1 protein-coding gene is annotated in these 1,723 nt (G+C 65.9%); it reads right to left on the bottom strand.

What is annotated here, in order from left to right; translation table 11 throughout:
• Positions 1–163: 163 nt before the first annotated feature.
• Positions 164–1,723 (bottom strand): SDR family NAD(P)-dependent oxidoreductase (locus tag CQ12_RS29010; RefSeq protein WP_057838715.1); only part of this gene is annotated, 1,560 nt, incomplete at its 5' end.

The following is a 1,723-nucleotide window of genomic DNA, read 5'->3' as shown; positions in this document are numbered from 1 at the left end:
CAGAACGTCGGTTTCCTGGGCCACGCGCTGCGAAATCGACGCCATGATCGCCGCCGTCGTGCTCGAATCCGGCGGATAGTGCTGGCTGACGACGACGACTTTTCCGGACTGCTGCATGTTGGCTTTCGAAGCGGCCCGCATGGCCGGCGGACACCGAAAAAGATCAGGCGGCGTTCGAGCCGAATTCGGGCACGGCGTCCTTGAGCACCGCACGGATGGTGGAACGGTCGTCCCGCGCAATCGCATCTTCCAGCGCCGCGAGCCATTTGCGCAACGTCGGCATCGGCGGCTCGTTCGGCTTGGCCGCCATGATGCCGGCTACCCCGATCTCCAGCGGCGGCTCCTCGCTGGCGAACAGGATCTCGTTGAGCCGCTCGCCCGGGCGCATGCCGGTGAACACCACCTCGATATCGATGCCGGGCTCGAGACCGGAGAGGCGGATCATCCGCTCGGCCATTTCCACGATCTTGACCGGCTGTCCCATGTTGAGGACGTAGACGGAGACATCGGGCCGCGCCGGCGTCAGCGCGTGCGTGGCCGCGGTCAGCACGAGATCGCAGGCTTCGCGGATGGTCATGAAGTAGCGGACCATGTCCGGATGCGTCACCGTGACCGGGCCGCCGGCCTCGATCTGCGCCTTGAATTTCGGCACCACCGATCCGTTCGAAGCCAGCACGTTGCCGAACCGCACCGAGATCAGGCGCATGTGCGGCTTGCCTGCCGATTGCGTCATCAGGTCATGATCGAGCGCCTGGCAATACATCTCGGCAAAGCGCTTGGTCAGGCCGAGCATCGAGACCGGTTCGATCGCCTTGTCGGTCGAGATCATCACCATCGCGGTCGCGCCCGCCGCCCGCGCGGCGTCGGCGACGTTGACGGAACCAAAGATGTTGGTCTTGACGCCCTCGCTCCAGTCGCGCTCGAGGATCGGTACGTGCTTCAGCGCGGCGGCATGGAACACGATATCGGGCTTGAATTCCCGCATCAGGTTCATGATCCGGTCACGATCGCGGATATCGGCGATGCGGCCCTCGATCACCGCATTGGTCCCGTGCGCGGCCAGCGCCTCCGTCACTGCATAAAGCGCCGGCTCCGAATGCTCGATCACCAGCAGCCGCGCGGCGCCGAAGGTCGCGACACGGTCGCATATCTCCGAACCGATCGAACCGCCGCCGCCGGTGACGATCACCGCTTTGCCTTTCACCAGTGTTTCAAGGCGCGCGTAATCGATCTTCTCGCTCGGCCGCAGCAGGAGGTCTTCGACGGCGACATTGGTCAGCCGCGGCACGTCGCCGCTTTCGAGTGACGGCAGGCGGCTGACGAACAGGCCGAGCCGCTTGGCGCGCATCAGAACCGCTTCGGGATGCGCCTCGGGCTCGAACGCCGACGGCGTCATGACAAGCCGCGCAATCGGCTTTCCCCGGCCGGCATAGTCGCGGATCACGTCTTCGACGTCATCGATGCCGCCGAGCACCGGCACGTTGCGGATCGACTGCCCGCGGTCCGCGACCGACGGCGACAGCACGCCGACCGGCCAGAGCTGCTTGACGGCGCCGCTCTCGATCGCGCGCAGCAGCACCTCCGCGTCGGCGGCGCGGCCGATCAAGAGGGTTGCCGACGCCCCTTCGGTCCGGGCGTGGCGCCGAACGCGCGTGTAACGGAAATAGCGGTAGCCGAAACGGAGCGCGCTCAGCGCGAATATCTGGAGAAACCAGTAGAGAAC

Source organism: Bradyrhizobium jicamae, from assembly GCF_001440395.1.
Classification (GTDB): Bacteria; Pseudomonadota; Alphaproteobacteria; order Rhizobiales; family Xanthobacteraceae; genus Bradyrhizobium; species Bradyrhizobium jicamae.
This window is presented reverse-complemented; position numbering and strand designations above follow the sequence as displayed.